Annotated in this window: 13 protein-coding genes; 5 read left to right on the top strand and 8 right to left on the bottom strand. The window is 65.0% G+C overall.

Annotation, left to right across the window (positions count from 1 at the left end):
• Positions 1–5: 5 nt before the first annotated feature.
• Positions 6–1,508 carry a glycosyltransferase family 39 protein gene (locus tag ABIA42_RS19305; RefSeq protein WP_370122281.1) on the top strand — a complete coding sequence of 501 codons (1,503 nt, stop codon included), beginning with the start codon at positions 6–8 and terminating at the stop codon, positions 1,506–1,508.
• Between the two features lie 191 nt (positions 1,509–1,699).
• Here ABIA42_RS19305 and ABIA42_RS19300 read toward each other — a convergent pair whose 3' ends face one another.
• Entirely contained in the window at positions 1,700–3,589 is a 1,890-nt protein-coding gene (locus ABIA42_RS19300; protein ID WP_271532830.1) for a CHASE2 domain-containing protein, read from the bottom strand.
• 55 nt (positions 3,590–3,644) lie between these two features.
• Positions 3,645–4,169, bottom strand: a complete 525-nt coding sequence (locus tag ABIA42_RS19295) for a FecR domain-containing protein (protein WP_271532828.1) — start codon at positions 4,167–4,169, stop codon at positions 3,645–3,647.
• Between the two features lie 607 nt (positions 4,170–4,776).
• Between ABIA42_RS19295 and ABIA42_RS19290 the strand changes: the two genes are divergently transcribed.
• Entirely contained in the window at positions 4,777–5,865 is a 1,089-nt protein-coding gene (locus ABIA42_RS19290; protein WP_271532826.1) for a tlde1 domain-containing protein, read from the top strand.
• Positions 5,866–5,872: 7 nt separating this feature from the next.
• Here the strand turns inward: ABIA42_RS19290 and ABIA42_RS19285 are convergent, their stop codons facing one another.
• Both ABIA42_RS19285 and ABIA42_RS19280 read right to left on the bottom strand, forming a co-directional pair.
• A complete protein-coding gene (locus ABIA42_RS19285) occupies positions 5,873–6,502 on the bottom strand; it encodes a glutathione binding-like protein (protein WP_370122286.1) in 630 nt (209 codons plus the stop codon).
• 11 nt (positions 6,503–6,513) lie between these two features.
• Positions 6,514–7,107 (bottom strand): cysteine hydrolase family protein, encoded by a 594-nt coding sequence (locus ABIA42_RS19280; RefSeq protein ID WP_370122289.1) that lies wholly within the window; start codon positions 7,105–7,107, stop codon positions 6,514–6,516.
• A 129-nt stretch (positions 7,108–7,236) separates the two neighbouring features.
• Between ABIA42_RS19280 and ABIA42_RS19275 the strand changes: the two genes are divergently transcribed.
• Both ABIA42_RS19275 and lepB read left to right on the top strand, forming a co-directional pair.
• Positions 7,237–8,076 carry a LysR family transcriptional regulator gene (locus ABIA42_RS19275; RefSeq protein WP_271532821.1) on the top strand — a complete coding sequence of 280 codons (840 nt, stop codon included), beginning with the start codon at positions 7,237–7,239 and terminating at the stop codon, positions 8,074–8,076.
• A 137-nt stretch (positions 8,077–8,213) separates the two neighbouring features.
• Complete coding sequence (gene lepB, locus ABIA42_RS19270; protein WP_271532819.1) at positions 8,214–8,963, top strand: signal peptidase I; 750 nt, start codon at positions 8,214–8,216, stop codon at positions 8,961–8,963.
• Between the two features lie 61 nt (positions 8,964–9,024).
• On the opposite strand, the gene ABIA42_RS19265 is transcribed toward lepB, so the two are convergent.
• The 3 genes from ABIA42_RS19265 to groES all read right to left on the bottom strand — a co-directional run bounded on the left by ABIA42_RS19265 (position 9,025) and on the right by groES (position 11,467).
• Entirely contained in the window at positions 9,025–9,312 is a 288-nt protein-coding gene (locus ABIA42_RS19265) for a GIY-YIG nuclease family protein (protein ID WP_271532817.1), read from the bottom strand.
• Between the two features lie 154 nt (positions 9,313–9,466).
• A complete protein-coding gene (gene groL, locus ABIA42_RS19260; RefSeq protein WP_035696468.1) occupies positions 9,467–11,107 on the bottom strand; it encodes a chaperonin GroEL in 1,641 nt (546 codons plus the stop codon).
• Between the two features lie 45 nt (positions 11,108–11,152).
• Positions 11,153–11,467 (bottom strand): co-chaperone GroES, encoded by a 315-nt coding sequence (groES, locus tag ABIA42_RS19255; protein ID WP_024340799.1) that lies wholly within the window; start codon positions 11,465–11,467, stop codon positions 11,153–11,155.
• A gap of 376 nt (positions 11,468–11,843) precedes the next feature.
• Here groES and ABIA42_RS19250 point away from each other — a divergent pair, with 376 nt between their 5' ends.
• The gene (locus ABIA42_RS19250; RefSeq protein WP_028177340.1) at positions 11,844–12,131 is read left to right on the top strand and encodes an usg protein; all 288 of its coding nucleotides are present in this window, start codon (positions 11,844–11,846) and stop codon (positions 12,129–12,131) included.
• Between the two features lie 8 nt (positions 12,132–12,139).
• Here ABIA42_RS19250 and ABIA42_RS19245 read toward each other — a convergent pair whose 3' ends face one another.
• Positions 12,140–14,269, bottom strand: a complete 2,130-nt coding sequence (locus ABIA42_RS19245; protein ID WP_370122297.1) for a tetratricopeptide repeat protein — start codon at positions 14,267–14,269, stop codon at positions 12,140–12,142.
• Positions 14,270–14,381 lie beyond the last annotated feature (112 nt).

Below are 14,381 nucleotides of genomic sequence, written 5' to 3'. Positions count from 1 at the left end.
ACGCGATGGGCGAGGCCGACGCGCGGATCGTCCGCAACACCGTGCTGTTGATTCTCGCGCTGATCGGATTGCGGCTCGTTGCGGCGGCGTTCACGCCGATCACGTTCGACGAAGCCTATTACTGGATGTGGTCGAAGAATCTGGCGGGCGGTTATTACGACCACCCGCCGATGGTCGCCTATGTGATCCGCGCCGGCACCATGATCGCGGGGGATACCGAGCTCGGCGTCCGCCTCGTCTCGATCCTGCTGGCGCTGCCGATGAGCTATGCGGTCTATCGCTCTGCCGCGATCCTGTTCGGCGGCGTGCGCGTGGCTGCGACCAGCGCCATCCTGCTCAACGTGACGCTGCTGGCCTCCGTCGGCACGCTGATCGTCACGCCCGATGCGCCGCTGCTGGTCGCCTCCAGCTTCGTGCTGTTCTTCCTCGCCAAGGTCCTGGAGACCGGCCGGGGCGCCTGGTGGCTCGCGGTCGGTGCGGCGGTCGGGGCGGCACTGCTGTCGAAATATACCGCGATGTTCTTTGGACCGGCGATCCTGATCTGGCTCGCGTCCGTGCCGAAGCTCAGGCGCTGGTTTCTCTCGCCCTGGCCCTATCTCGGCGGCCTCGTTGCCTTGGCGCTGTTCTCGCCGGTGATCCTGTGGAATGCGGACCATCAATGGGTCTCGTTCGCAAAGCAGCTCGGCCGTGCCAGGATCGAGGACTTCCGCCCCGTCTTCATCGCCGAGCTGATCCCGACCCAGATCGCGTTCGCGACGCCGCTGGTCTTCATTCTCGGCGCGATGGGCCTGCACGCGCTGACCTGGCAGCGCGCCGGCGCGCTGGCCTCGCGCGTGCTGATCGAGACGATGTTTTGGACCATCGTTGCCTACTTCGTCTGGCATTCGCTGCATGCCCGCGTCGAAGCCAACTGGTTCGCGCCGGTCTATCCGCCTTTCGTCATCGCCGCGGCGGCCGCCGCCAACCTCGTGCAGTGGAAGCCACGCCAGCGGCGCCTGGTCGATTTCTGCCTGCGGTGGGCGGCGCCAACGGGCATCGTGATGTTTGCAGCCCTGATCGTGCAGGCCAATACCGGCTGGCTGTCCGGATATCGCCGCGATGCCACGGTGCGCAGCGTCGGTGTCGGCTGGCGCGAGCTTGCCGCCGAGATCGAAACGGTGCGCGCGCGCAGTGGCGCGACCTGTGTGCTGGCGCAGGACTACGGCACCACGGGCTGGCTCGCGTTCTATCTGCCGCGCGGCACCTGCGTTGCGCAGCAGACCCAGCGCATCCGCTGGGTCAACATGCCCGAGCCCGATCCCAGGCTGCTCGCCGGCAAGCTGCTCTATGTCGACGAGCTGCGCGCAGGAGGCCATCCCGCCCTCAACGCTCTCTTTGCGCAGGTGACGCAGATCGCGCAATTGCAGCGCAAGCGCGGGCCGCTCGTGGTCGAGACCTACGGCATCGATCTGCTCGAGGGCGCCAAGGACGAGGTGCTGGATCGCTCGCCGCCGCCGGAAGCGCGGTAAGCCCTACTGTCCCCCCATCGTCGTCCCGGCGAACGCCGGGACCCATACCCCCAGGGAGAAGTTTGGCGAAGGCTGTTCGTGGCGGTTTTTCAGTTCGGTACGGCAACCTGCGCTCATCGATAGATCACGCGGTATGGGTCCCCGCATCCGCGGGGACGACGGCGGAGTGTTGGGCCGATGGCAATGGCTATTCAGTCGATCACCTCGGCCTTGGCCGCGGTCTCCTTGGGCGTGTCGTGGTCGCGCCAGAACCAGACCGTCACGATGCCGGAGCGGCCGCGGACCTGGGCGAGCAGGGGCCCGGACAGGACGCCGTCGGGAGCGCCGCTGAAATCGGCAGTGTCCAGCAGCGTATCGCTCAGCGCGAGCTGCGCATCGTTCTGGGCGGCAATCTCCATCAGACGGCTTGCGACATTGACGGTATCGCCTGTCGCCGTGATGTGCTGATGGCTTTCGCCGAGCCGGGACGCGACGATCGGGCCGCGATGCGCGCCGATCTTGAAACCGAGCTGACATACGATCGCCGGCGGCAGCGAAGCGATCCAGCGTTCGAGGCCGCGATGCAGATCGATCGCGCATTTCAGAGCGCGCGCCGCGTCGTCGGGCATCGCGCGCGGCAGCCCGAACAGGATCATCGCGCCGTCGCCGAGAAAGCCGGTGATCATGCCGCCGGAAGCGATCGCGGCCTTGTCGATCAGTGCATGAAACGCCTTCAGAAGATTCCTGAGTTCGTCCGGATCAGTCCGCTCGCTCAGCCCGGTGAAGCCGGAGAGATCGACGAAGACCACGGCTGCATCCTGCCGGACGGGCTTCGACAGGAAGTTCGGATCTCGCGCCAGCCACTCCTGCAGCGCCGGGGCCTGGAATTGCGCAAGCGACCTGCTCTTGGCGGCAAAATATTGCGTGCGGCGGCCTCCGGCCCACAGCTGCACGCCGGCAAAGACCGCAACCGGCGGCATTGCCGCGGCGAGCGTGGTTGCGGCGTTCAGCCAGACACCGTGCGTGAACGCGAACAGGTTGACCCCGGCCCAGGCGATCATCAACGCGGCCGCCGTCATGATGCCCAGCGCGCTACGCCGCCAGGCGAGCAGCCCGACCAGCAGCATCGGCAGCAGGATCGCAGTGAGCGCGTCGGCAATGCGGACCCTGCGGTCGCGCACCATGGCGTCGCCGGCGACGAGATGCGTGATCGCGGTCGAGACCACCTCGACCCCGGGCATCAGGGAATCGAAGGGCGTCGGATAGAAGTCGCCGCCGCCGGCGACCGAGGCGCCGATCACGACGATCCGGTTCTCGATCGCCGCGCGATCGAGCGTGCCGTCGAAAATGCTCTGTGCGCTGACGGTACGGATCGTGCGGCGCGGGCCGTAATAGGTGATCGGCAATGCCAGATCGCCGTCGGTCGGCACCGCGCGATCGCCCAGCATGAGATGGTCCGGCGCGACCGTCAGCGGCTCGTCGAGCGCGCGGGCCGCGACGCGCAAGGGGAACGACAGCTCGACCTTGTCGCGCGTCCGGAACAGCATCGGCACCGATAGTGGTGAGCCCGATTGTCCTGTCGCGACGTTGACGACGCCGACCTCGGCATGTTCGGCGAACGCGGGCAACGGCTGCAGGAAGCGCTCAGCCTGCGGCAGAACGGCGAGGGGACCTTCGCTGCTCGGATCCACGGTTTCGCTGGCGGTGGGGAAGATCGCCGCCGCGGCGAGCACCATGGGACCGGTGGCGAGCGTGCTGGCGAGCGTGGCATCGCCGATCGCAGCGCTGCGATCGACGAGCAGGAGATCGATCCCGACGACCTTCGGCTTGAACTGCACGATGGTGTCGACGACACGGGCGAGATCGGCGCGCGGCAGCGGATAGCTGCCGCCGCGCTTCACCACGGTGTCGTCGATCGCGACGATGGTGACGAGATCGGGTGGACGCCGCACGCCGCGGGCTTGCGTCCGCCAATCCGTCAGCGTGGCTTCCAGGCGGTCGAGAAAACGCAGACGGCCGTTGGCGTGCGCGGCAAAGATGCCCGCGCCCCACAGCGCGGTGAGGACGAGTGCCACCAGGATCTGAACGCGTCGGCTGCGCATGCGCTCGTTCTGCAATCTTCTATCGAATCCTATGGGCGAGCCTTGTGACCCGGTCTTATTGTCCGAGTCTTGCCATGAGCGCGTCGACGCGCGGCTGGCCCCAGGTCTTGACGGTCAACGGGCCGGTTGCCTCGACATCGACGCCTTCGCCGGGTCCAAGCACGACGCCGCGTCCACGGGCCCTTCGGGTCACGCCGACCCGGCCGTCGGCGACGAACACGGAGGTCTTGGCGTCAGCGACATCGACCGCCCATTTGGTGCCGCGCACCGCGGCGATCGCTTGCGGCGTCAGCACCTTGAACGGATTGCCCCGCGGCTTCCGGGGCACCTCGACCAGCAGGGCTTTGCTGCTCAACTCCACGGAGTCTATATGTCCGTCGCGGTTGGCGTCCTTAAGTTCAAATTTGGCGCCATTTTCCGCAACGATGGTGATGCCGTTGTCGCAGCGCCAGGTCTGCGTACCGGCGGCCGACGGCGATGCCGTGCAGCCCAAATCGGCACCCGGCTGTGCAGTCGCAGCTCCAATCAACATAAACGACCCCGCCAGGGTGAAAAACCCTGCGCGCGCGATCCCTCTCATGCCAGCCTCCGTTTGCGTGCGCGGCACAGTTCAGGGCAAGTCGATACGGTACCGTATCACGCGCAGAGGCTGCTGAAAAGTGCCGAGATAGGAGCTACTTGCTCGTGGCGGCGATTTCCAGAACCGACGTGATCAACTTTCGGTCACGGCGCGGTGCCGCGTGAGGGGCGCGGCCCACGGACGCGGAGCCCACCAGCCTCGCGCAACGCTTCCGCGCTACGGTCAGGGCCAGTTGGCGACCACGAAAATGACGTTGTTGAATGTCTCGTGGTTGCGGCCGCAAGCGTCGAAGAACCGACGTGAACCGGTCGAGAAACATGGTTAACAGATTCGAGTAAGTCCGTAGTCCTGCGGGCTTTTTCTCGAAACGGGACAGCGTTAACGCGTTGCCCCACATCCGCCCGAACTTAATCTGCATTTAACTAAAAGTCGCCTTAATGACGCTCCGACCCTCTGCGAGATGCTGTTCCCGGATCGTGACCAGCGGCACTTCGAAGGGGGACTGAGTGACACCGTCCTGGACGCAAGGCGAATGAGTACGAGTATCGCTGCGCAAAGTATCGCGGCACGGAAGTCCAAGAATTCTCTTCGGAAGCCTTCCCGGAAAATGACCACGGCCAATTGGCTGGGCACCGCGGCGATCGGCTGCGTCCTGATGGGCGCCGGCTGGATCATCTACACCAACATTCTCGGCGCGAGCGTCTACCCGACCGTCGGCAGCATCGGCTACGACGAGCCGGTGGTCAGGCGCGCACCCAAGGTCGTGCTGCGCGAGGCCGGCGAGGCCATCAGGGAAACCTTCGCGCTGCTGCCCGACCGGCTCCAGGTCGCAGCTCCGATCTCGCGCGAGATGTTCAACGAGCGCTTTGCCGCGGCCGCGACGCAAGGGGTGCCATCGAACGCGGCGAGCGCAGCGCCCCCGACCCAGGTTGCGCTGGCCAGGGAAACTTCGAAGGACGCCCCGAAGCAGAGCGTGGTCGCGAGGGTCGCCGACGCGCTGAAGCCGGCAGCCAAGGCCACTGACAAGACCGCGGACAAGGCCAAGCGCGCGCCCGATGCCCAGATGCAGCTGGCCTCCGCCGATCCGGCCCAGATCGTGCCGGCGCCCGAGGCGCAGCCGAAGTCGTTCGCCGATCGCGCCAAGGCCGCGGTGATGTCGATCACCGGACCGCGCCAGTCGATGGTGGAAAAGCTCTGGGGCAAGCGCGAGCCGTCCGGCGGGCTGCTCGCCTACGCCTCGGCCGATGCCAGCGTGACCGCGTCCATTGCGCCGAAGGAGCAGAACCCGATGCTCGGCGGCGCGCCGCCCTATGAGCGCGACACCGCGGTCTACGACATCACCGCCAAGACCGTGTATCTGCCCGACGGCACCAAGCTCGAGGCGCATTCGGGCCTGGGCTCCAATCTCGACGATCCGCGCTCCTCGAAGATCCGCATGCGCGGCGTGACGCCGCCGCACATCTACACGCTGAAGCCGCGCGAGGCGCTGTTCCACGGCGTGCCGGCGCTGCGCCTGACCCCGATCGGCGGCGAGAGCGCGATCCACGGCCGCGACGGCCTGCTCGCGCATACCTTCATGCTCGGGCCGAACGGCGACTCCAATGGCTGCGTGTCGTTCAAGGACTATTACGCGTTCCTCGACGCCTACCGCAACAAGGGCATCCGCAAGCTCGCGGTGCTGGCGCGGGTGGAGTGAGGCGCGCTCACGCCGCCATCGCCTTGCGCAGCGCGATCTCGGCCTCGATCGCGCCCCGCACGGCCGGCCGCGCCTGCATCCGTTCGAGATAGGCCGACAAGGACGGCCATCGTGCGATGTCGATCCCTGCGGGACGGAGCAGCAGCAAGGCCCAGGTGAGATGGGCATCCGCGACGGTGAAGCCGTTGCCGACGAGGAATTCGCGGTCCGCCAGATGCGCTGCCGGCACCGACAATGTCTCCGCGATCCGTGCCCGCGGCTTGGCGAGCGAGCCGTCGTCCTTGTACCAGAAGGTCGGAAACAGGAACGCCTTGTGGATCTCGGCGCCGATGAAGCTCAGCCATTCCTGCAGGCGATAGCGGTCCGGATGGCCGAAGCCGGGCGCGAGGCCTGCCTCCGGCTTCACATCGGCGATGTATTGCAGCACTGCTGCGCTCTCGGTCAGCCGCTCGCCGTTCTCCAGCACCAGGACCGGCACCGCGCCTTTCGGCGACACGGTACGGAAATCGCTGCCGTCGTCCACGACCTGCTTGGTCCAGATATGGGCGAGGTGATACTGCGCCTCGATACCGGTCTCCATCAGCGAGATGCGGCTCGAGAGCGAGCAGGCCATCGGGAAGAAATAGAGCTGCAGCATCGCATGCTCCATCAAGTCAGTGCTTCGGCTTGCGCGATGATCGCGAAGCGGTCCGACAATTCGGCCAACGCGACCTGATGGATCGTCCGGGCGTCCAGCGTGCCGCCGCGGCCGTCGGGCAGGTCGCGGGTGGCGCAGGCGTCGGCTGCGATCGTCGTGCGCAGGCCGAGGTCGAGCGCGGCGCGGGCAGTCGAACTGACGCACATGTGCGTCATGAAGCCGGCCAGCACGATGTTCTTGAGTCCGGTCGCGGCCAGCCGGGCCTGCAGGTCGGTGCCGGCGAAGGCATTCGGCAGCGCCTTCTCGATCACGGGCTCGCTCGCGAGCGGCGTCAGGCGCTCGACGATCGCGCCGCGCGCGGCCTCGCGGTCGAACAGGCCGCCGGCGCGGCCCTTGTGCGCGACATGGAAGATCGGAGCTCTGCTCTCCCGTGCGCGCGTGAGCAGGCGCGCAGCCGCGGCGATCGCGGGCTGCGCATCGGGCAGGGCCAGCGGACCGGCGCAATATTCGTTCTGGATGTCGATCAGCACGAGGCAGGCCTCGTTGAGCTTCGGCGGATTGAGATCGGCGCCGGCGAGTTCGAGCAGGGTCTTTGGAGCGGTCATGCTGGTCAGGCCTTCCAGGGGATGTCGATGAGGCGACACTAGCGCAACCGAAGCCTGCCATTGTGCAGGAATATTGCGGCATATGGCTGCGAATTTGCAGGAAGCGCCGCCGCCTGCTAGGCTTGCGGAATGAACTGGGACGACCTGCGCATCATCGCCGCGGTGAGGGACGAGGGCACTTACGCCGGCGCCAGCGCGCGGCTGCGCATCGACGAGACCACCGTCGGCCGAAGGCTCGCGCGCATCCAGCGCGACCTCGGCGTGCCGCTGTTCGACGCCGTGGACGGGCTGCGCCGGCCGACGCGACACTGCGAGGCGGTGCTCGAGCATGTCGGCGCGATGGCGGCGCATGCGGCGGCGATCGACCGCATCAAGGAGAGCCAGCCCGGCCCGGTCGGGCGGCTGCGCATCGCCTCGACCAATGCGGTCGCCGAAGAGCTGCTGGCGCCGCATGCGGCCAGCTTCCTGCGCGATCACCCGGGGCTGACGCTGCAATTCCTCACCTCCAGCGGCAACGTAAAATTCTCGCGCTGGCAGGCCGATCTCGCCATCCGCCTGCGCAAACCGGAGAAGGGCGACTTCACCATCTCCAAGCTCGGCGAGGTCAGGCTGTATTTCTTCGAGCCCGCGGACCGCAGCGGAGCCGAGCCGGTCGCGTGCGTCTATCCCGACGAGCTCGATGCGATCCCCGAGCAGCAGTTCCTGCGTGCCAAGCGGCTGACGAACGTGCGCTGCGTCACCGACAATGTCCGCATCATCCGCACCATGATCCAGTCGCATCAGGCCATCGGCGTGCTGCCCGAGCACAGCTGCGGGCCGCTGCTCGCCGACCGCAGCCTGCGCGCCACGCTGCTGCCGAGGCGTCGCGACGTCTGGCTCCTGGTGCAGAACCACCTCAAGCGCGATCCTGCGACCCGCGTGACGATCGACTGGGTACGTCACTGCTTCAGGGATTTGTCGCACGGCTGACCGCTGGCGACGTTCATGGCCTCGCATTGAACGCGGGCCGCGCGACGTGCGACCAAATTCGCAAGTTCGCCGGGGATTGCACGCGCGCGCAGGTTGCGTAATCTCGCGACGACTACGTCTTTGAACAGGGCAGCTGCATGACCACTCTTGAGCAAACGATCCGTCCCTCGGCACGATCGCGGGAATGGAAGGCGATCGTCATCCTGATCCTGCTGATCCCGGTGCTGTGGTCGCCGCCGTTCCTGTTTCGATACTTCCTGTATCAGCCGTTCAACATCCCCTCGAATTCGATGGCGCCGACGCTGATGGTCGGCGACTACGTCTTCGCGGCGAAATATGCCTATGGCTACGGCCGCTATTCCTTCCCCTTCGCTTCGTCCTGGATCTCAGGTCGCGTCTTTGCCGCCGAGCCCGAGTATGGCGACCTGGTCGTTTTCCGAACGCCAAGGGATACCTCCGTCGATTACGTCAAGCGCGTGGTCGGGCTGCCCGGCGACCGCATCCAGATGCAGCAGGGCCGGCTCATCCTCAACGACCGTCCGGTGACGCGCGTCGCCCTGAAGGAGGCACAAGCCGGCGCCGCCTGCGGAGGCGATGACGAAGCGAAGGTCAAGCGCTGGCGCGAGACGCTGCCGAACGGCGCGAGCTATGTGACCTACGACTGCGCCGCCGACAATGGCTTCCTCGACAACACCAGCGTCTACGCCGTGCCACCAGGTCATTTCTTCGTGCTCGGCGACAATCGCGACAATTCCACCGACAGTCGCATGGCATCCGCGATGGGCTTCATCCCGATGGACAATCTCGTCGGCAAGGTAACGCGGATCCTCTGGTCGCTCGACGATGACGGCGAGCCGCGCTTCGAGCGGTTGGGGAAAGTGGAGTGAGGCCCCGTCATTCCGGGGCGCGGCCACTTGGGCGCGAGCCCGGAATCCATAACCACAGGCCTTAGTTGGCGATCCCAGGATAAAGATCATCCCAGTTTGGGTTCTGCTCCTCGATCAGCCGCGTCTTCCAGTCGCGACGCCACTTCTTGAGTTCTTTCTCGCGGGCGATGGCGGTAACTGCATCGTCGTATATCTCGAACAAGACGAGCTTCGAAACGTCGTACTTCGTCGTGAATCCGGGAACGGCTTTGGTCTTGTGTTCGTACACCCGACGAACGAGATCGCTGGTCACGCCGATGTAGAGCGTGCCGTGCTTCTTACTTGCGAGGATGTAGACATAGTAGGCCATTCCATCCGCCGGTGGTTATGGATTCCGGGCTCGGCGCTGCGCGCCGCCCCGGAATGACGAATCCACCACCATCTTAGCGTGTATCACCTGAAAACAAAAACCCCGGCATCGCTGCCGGGGTTTCGCATGTCTCGACTTTGCCTGAGAGGCTGGATCAGAAGTCCATGCCGCCCATGCCGCCGCCCGGAGGCATCGCCGGACCGGCGCCGCCCTTCTTGGGCAGCTCGGCGACCATGGCTTCCGTGGTGATCAGGAGCGCGGCAACCGAGGCTGCGTTCTGGATCGCGGTGCGGACCACCTTGGTCGGGTCGATGATGCCCTTCTTGACGAGGTCGGCATATTCGCCGGTCTGGGAGTCGAAGCCGTAATTGTAGGCCTTGTTCTCCAGGATCTTGCCGACGATCACCGAGCCGTCTTCACCGGCGTTGATCGCGATCTGGCGGGCAGGAGCCGACAGCGCCTTGCGCACGATCTCGACGCCGGTCTTCTGGTCGTCGTTCTTGGTGCGCAGGCCCTTGAGCTGCTCGGAGGCACGGAGCAGGGCGACGCCGCCGCCCGGGACGATGCCTTCCTCGACAGCCGCGCGGGTCGCATGCATCGCGTCATCAACGCGATCCTTGCGCTCCTTCACCTCGACCTCGGTCGCGCCGCCGACGCGGATCACCGCGACGCCGCCCGCGAGCTTGGCGAGACGCTCCTGGAGCTTCTCACGGTCGTAGTCCGAGGTGGTCTCCTCGATCTGCGCCTTGATCTGGGCCACGCGCGCCTCGATGTCGGCCTTCTTGCCGGCGCCGTTGACGATCGTGGTGTTCTCCTTGTCGATCATCACCTTCTTGGCGCGACCGAGCATGTTGAGCGTGACGTTCTCGAGCTTGATGCCGAGATCTTCCGAGATCGCCTGGCCGCCGGTCAGGATCGCGATGTCCTGCAGCATGGCCTTGCGGCGATCGCCGAAGCCCGGAGCCTTGACGGCCGCGACCTTGAGGCCGCCACGCAGGCGGTTGACGACCAGGGTCGCGAGGGCTTCGCCTTCGACGTCCTCGGCGACGATGACCAACGGCTTGCCGGTCTGCACCACGGCTTCGAGCAGCGGCAGCAGCTCGTTCAGCGAGGAGAGCTTCTTCTCGTTGATGAGGATGTAGGCGTCGTCCATCTCAACGCGCATCTTGTCGGCGTTGGTGACGAAGTAGGGCGAGATGTAGCCGCGGTCGAACTGCATGCCCTCGACGACGTCGAGCTCGGTCTCGAGCGACTTGGCTTCCTCGACGGTGATGACACCCTCGTTGCCGACCTTCTTCATGGCGTCGGAGAGGAACTTGCCGATCTCCTGGTCGCCGTTGGCCGAGATGGTGCCGACCTGGGCGATCTCGTCGTTGGAGGTGACCTTCTTGGAGTTCTTCTGGAGGTCCGCAACGACGGCCTCGACCGCGAGGTCGATGCCGCGCTTGAGGTCCATCGGGTTCATGCCGGCGGCGACCGACTTGGCGCCTTCGCGCACGATCGCCTGGGCCAGCACGGTGGCGGTGGTGGTACCGTCGCCGGCCGCATCAGCGGACTTGGAGGCGACTTCGCGCACCATCTGCGCGCCCATGTTCTCGAACTTGTCCTCGAGCTCGATCTCCTTGGCGACGGTGACGCCGTCCTTGGTGATGCGGGGAGCGCCGAACGACTTGTCGAGCACGACGTTGCGGCCCTTCGGGCCGAGCGTCACCTTCACCGCGTTGGCGAGAATGTCGACGCCGCGCAGCATCTTGTCGCGCGCATCGACCGAGAATTTGACTTCTTTGGCTGCCATCTGGAATTTTCCTTGGAATGATTTGACTGGAGGGAGAGGGGGCTCTTAGGCCGCCTTCTTCTTGGACTCGCTGACCTCGAGAACGCCCATCACGTCGCTCTCCTTCATGATCAGCAGGTCCTGGCCGTCGATCTTGACCTCGGTGCCGGACCACTTGCCGAACAGCACGCGGTCGCCGACCTTCAGGTCGATCGGGATCAGCTTGCCGGACTCGTCGCGGCCACCCGGGCCAACGGCGACGACTTCGCCCTGGGAGGGCTTTTCCTTGGCAGTGTCGGGAATGATGATGCCGCCAGCGGTCTTCTCTTCTGCGTCGATGCGCTTGACCACGACGCGGTCGTGAAGCGGACGGAATTTCATGCAGTCCTCCTAAGCAATTGCACGTGTTGAGGATTTTGAGATTGTTAGCAGTCGTTGCCCGCGAGTGCTAGCACAGGCGAGGCTGAGATAAGCCAGGAATTTTGCGGGGGCAAGGCCTTCTAGCAGAAAAATTAGCACCCGAAAGCGCGGACTGCCAGAATCTCTTTGCCATCGTTAACCGACACCGGGCCCGTATTAGCACGGAGCTGTATCTGCTGCTAACGCATTGAATTTCAACAGCTTGTTAAACTTTTGGGCTTGAGATGGGTTGTCAGTTTGCGTCACATTTCTCTCATGTGAGCGCGTCGTTTCCGGGTGGCTCCCGGGGCACCGATCAAGCCACCCCCTGAATGCGCTCCTGCAAAGGAGGTTTGGCATGGGACTGCGGAGTGGGGGCGTTTCCGAGGATTTCCGGAAACAGATGCTGGGTTACGGGCTGACGACGGCACAAATTCTCTATCGGATGCCGGATCATCCGTCGCTGCTCCAGACCTACGTCTGGCAGAACTACGACATGTTTCCGAAATTTCCGGCGCTGAAGGATTTCCTGGCGTTCTGGCAGGAAAAGCTCGACGGCCCCCTGCATTCGGTCACGGTGGCGCATTCCAAGCTGATCAAGCCGGCCGAGCTGCGCGCCGTGGATGGCGTGTTCCGGCTGCATTGAGCCAGAGATCAGGCGCCACCGCTGCAATAGCGTATCCACATCGCGCGATAGGCGTCGTCTACGGCGCGCGCATATGAGATGGGGTTGCCGGCGGCCGCAGCGTTGATCTGTGCGGGCAGTTCGCGGCGCAATCGATCGAGATCGCCGATCCGCGCCGCGCGGCCGACTGCGATCTCGACATATGCCTCATCGCTGTCCGCCACCCAGTCCGGCAAGCCAAGCGCGGTGAGGATGGCGCCGGCGGCCCGGCTGGGCAGACTGCTCCCGAGCTTCGCCACCACGGGCACCCCCATCTGCAGGGCTTCCAATGTGCTGACGCCGCCGTTCTGTGGGAACGGGTCGAGCGCAATGTCGACGCGATTGAACGATGCCAGATGTTCGCTCCGCAAGGTGGCTCCGAGCAGATCGACGCGTTCGGCCGGCAATCGACAAGCCGTAAATCGCGCCAGCAGCTTGTCGCGGACCAGTTGATCGTCCAGCGCAACATCCTTGATCAGCAGTCGCGACCCCGGGACCCGGTCGAGAATCCTGGACCAGACTTCCGCGGCCTCGTCCGAAATCTTGCTGATGCGGTTGAAGACACCGAACGTGACGAAGCCGTTCGAGAGCGCTGGCGCCTGCGCCCGCGCAATCCCGGCCGGCAGCGGCGCCAGCGTCACGAAGCATGGCAGGTCGACAACGGTCTCCGCAAACAAATGCCGAACCGCGGCAGGAATCGCGACCGGATCCGAGAACAGATAATCGATCGTCGGCAGCCCGGTGCCGGTGCCGTGGCCCCAGCCGTGCACCTGGATCGGTGCCGGCTTGCGCGCAAACACGCCGAGGCGGTTTCCTCTGGTGTGGCCGGACAGGTCGATCAGGATATCGACGCGATCGGCACGAATCTGAGCGGCGAGGCGATCGTCGGTCCATTGCGAGGCGTCACGCCAGCGATCGGCGATCCCCTGAAATTCGCTTGTCGTCGTATCCATTTTTGACGAGCAGGAGTAGCACACGATCTCGAACTGTGCGCGGTCATGGTGTTGCAGGACGGGCTTGAAAATGAACGCGGCCGAATGCGCGTTGAAATCCGACGAGACATAGCCAAGCACCAGACGGCGATCCGGATCGCGGTTGTTGTCATGGGGCGCCGCCACCTCTGAAGCGATCTTCGCGCCGATCCGCTCCCACCAGATTTGCCGCGCCTGCTGATGCTGTTCGACGCTGGCGTCCGGCACGAAATCGAGCGTGAATATCTTGCTGGAGATCGCGCTCTGGAGGTCAGGCTGGACGTCAAGGGCTCTGTCGAAACTGACGAGGGCTTCGTCGACCCGGCCAAGTCCGGCGAGACAAAGGCCCAGCACCAGGTGAGCTTGAGCGGAATCGGGAGCGATCGCGAGCGCCCTCTCGCAATCGGCCATTGCCGGGGCAATTTGCTGGGTCTGGAGCAAGACATTGGCGCGCCAGAGCCACCCGTTCACGTCGTCGGGCGCCAGGGCGATTGCCCGATTGCAATCCGCCATGGCCTCGTCAAATCGCTGAAGCTCCCGCAATGCGACGGCGCGGTTCGCCAGCGCCGCGGCATAGTCGGGCTTGATCGAGAGCGCGCGGTTCAGGCTTGTAAGAGCCTCGTCATAGTTGCGCAGACGGCAGAGCGCAGAGCCCCGGCCGTTGTGGGCTTCGGCGAGGTTTCCGTCCATTGCGAGCGCCCGATCGTAGCTCTCGAGCGCTTCGAGGTGCAGATCAAGCGCCGCGCTTGCGTTGCCGAGATTGGACAGGGCCAGGGCGTAGTTGGGCTTTAAGGCGAGTGCCTTTCGATAGCTTGCTCGGGCCTCATCGTGGCGTTTCAGCCCGTTGAGCGCGACGCCCAGGCCCATGTGAGCTTCGGCGGATCGTGGATCCACGGCAACCGCCCGGCTCAGTAGAATTTCAGCCTGCTGATAGTTCTTGGCATCAGACTCCAGAACGCCGAGCATATGCAGCGCGATGAACTGATTGGGCGCGATCTGCAGGAGTTGTCGATAGGCGGCCCGGGCCTCGGAGAGAAGTCCCTTCTTGTGCAACTCGAGTGCGTGCCCGAGCAATGGCAGCACTTCGGCTTTTTGCCGTTTCTGAAGCCGGGCATTTTGAAATGCACGCTGACCGACGCTGCTGCCCATGAATCAATTCCCCCAGATCTCCCGGCGAGACTAATTCAGCGAGAGAATGAATACGAGACGATGGCCGCTCGCCACGACAGCTTGGGACAAGCTACGACCGGTTGGGTTCGTC

The organism is Bradyrhizobium sp. USDA 327 (assembly GCF_041262065.1).
Lineage (GTDB): Bacteria > Pseudomonadota > Alphaproteobacteria > Rhizobiales > Xanthobacteraceae > Bradyrhizobium > Bradyrhizobium liaoningense.
The sequence above is the reverse complement of the archived record's forward strand: the minus strand, read 5'-3'. Positions and strand labels throughout refer to the sequence as shown.

Bases quoted from the DNA above. Each gene is read 5' to 3' on its own strand.
- ABIA42_RS19305 (WP_370122281.1), top strand. From the start codon at position 6: ATGGGCGAGGCCGACGCGCGGATCGTCCGCAACACCGTGCTGTTGATT.
- ABIA42_RS19300 (WP_271532830.1), bottom strand. From the start codon at position 3,589: ATGCGCAGCCGACGCGTTCAGATCCTGGTGGCACTCGTCCTCACCGCG.
- ABIA42_RS19295 (WP_271532828.1), bottom strand. From the start codon at position 4,169: ATGAGAGGGATCGCGCGCGCAGGGTTTTTCACCCTGGCGGGGTCGTTT.
- ABIA42_RS19290 (WP_271532826.1), top strand. From the start codon at position 4,777: ATGACCACGGCCAATTGGCTGGGCACCGCGGCGATCGGCTGCGTCCTG.
- ABIA42_RS19285 (WP_370122286.1), bottom strand. From the start codon at position 6,502: ATGCTGCAGCTCTATTTCTTCCCGATGGCCTGCTCGCTCTCGAGCCGC.
- ABIA42_RS19280 (WP_370122289.1), bottom strand. From the start codon at position 7,107: ATGACCGCTCCAAAGACCCTGCTCGAACTCGCCGGCGCCGATCTCAAT.
- ABIA42_RS19275 (WP_271532821.1), top strand. From the start codon at position 7,237: ATGAACTGGGACGACCTGCGCATCATCGCCGCGGTGAGGGACGAGGGC.
- lepB (WP_271532819.1), top strand. From the start codon at position 8,214: ATGACCACTCTTGAGCAAACGATCCGTCCCTCGGCACGATCGCGGGAA.
- ABIA42_RS19265 (WP_271532817.1), bottom strand. From the start codon at position 9,312: ATGGCCTACTATGTCTACATCCTCGCAAGTAAGAAGCACGGCACGCTC.
- groL (WP_035696468.1), bottom strand. From the start codon at position 11,107: ATGGCAGCCAAAGAAGTCAAATTCTCGGTCGATGCGCGCGACAAGATG.
- groES (WP_024340799.1), bottom strand. From the start codon at position 11,467: ATGAAATTCCGTCCGCTTCACGACCGCGTCGTGGTCAAGCGCATCGAC.
- ABIA42_RS19250 (WP_028177340.1), top strand. From the start codon at position 11,844: ATGGGACTGCGGAGTGGGGGCGTTTCCGAGGATTTCCGGAAACAGATG.
- ABIA42_RS19245 (WP_370122297.1), bottom strand. From the start codon at position 14,269: ATGGGCAGCAGCGTCGGTCAGCGTGCATTTCAAAATGCCCGGCTTCAG.